This is a genomic window from Vibrio sp. 10N.222.46.A1 (assembly GCF_041473595.1).
GTDB classification, from domain to species: Bacteria; Pseudomonadota; Gammaproteobacteria; order Enterobacterales; family Vibrionaceae; genus Vibrio; species Vibrio tasmaniensis_A.
On sequence record NZ_JBFRSN010000563.1, the window covers coordinates 1 to 648 of the forward strand.

The 648-nt window shown below is 43.7% G+C and carries 1 protein-coding gene; it reads right to left on the reverse strand.

Annotated elements, in window-relative coordinates:
• The coding region (locus AB4496_RS16035) for an efflux RND transporter permease subunit (RefSeq protein WP_372131350.1) at positions 1-648 on the reverse strand (648 nt) is incomplete at both ends.

Sequence of the window (648 nt, forward strand, 5' to 3'; positions counted from 1 at the left end):
TCTAACTCTTCAACCGTGCTCAAAGTGCCGTTAGGCTTGATCGTTAGGCTTTGACCATTCAGCATCACCTCTCCAGCCGAAACCACACTGTTTTGTTGTGCTAACAGTGACGTTACCATCGACATATCTAGGTTCAACGCCGCTAAACGCTCAAGTGACATCTCAACAAACAATTGCTCTTGTTGGTCACCCGCAATACTCACTTTGCCAACACCGTCAACCAATTCGATTTCACGCGTTAGGTAATCTGCGTACTGTTTTAGCTCGACATAATCGTAACCATCACCGGTCAGCATGATCATCACACCAAATACGTCACCAAAATCATCAATAATCTGAACTGAATTAACACCACTGGGTAGTGTTGGCTGTAGATCGTTGATTTTACGACGCATTTCATCCCAAATTTGGGGCAACTCGTCTGGACCGTAGTCCATCTTCATGCTGACCATAATTTGAGACATACCATTCGACGACGTTGAAGTGATCTTGTCGATATAAGGCAGTTGTCGTATCTCTTTTTCAAGTGGATACGTTAACTCTTCTTCAACTTCCATAGACGTAGCGCCAGGGTAAGTTGAAATAATCATTGCATCTTTAATGGTAAAAGCTGGGTCTTCTAAACGGGATAGGTTGCCAAAAGACGAC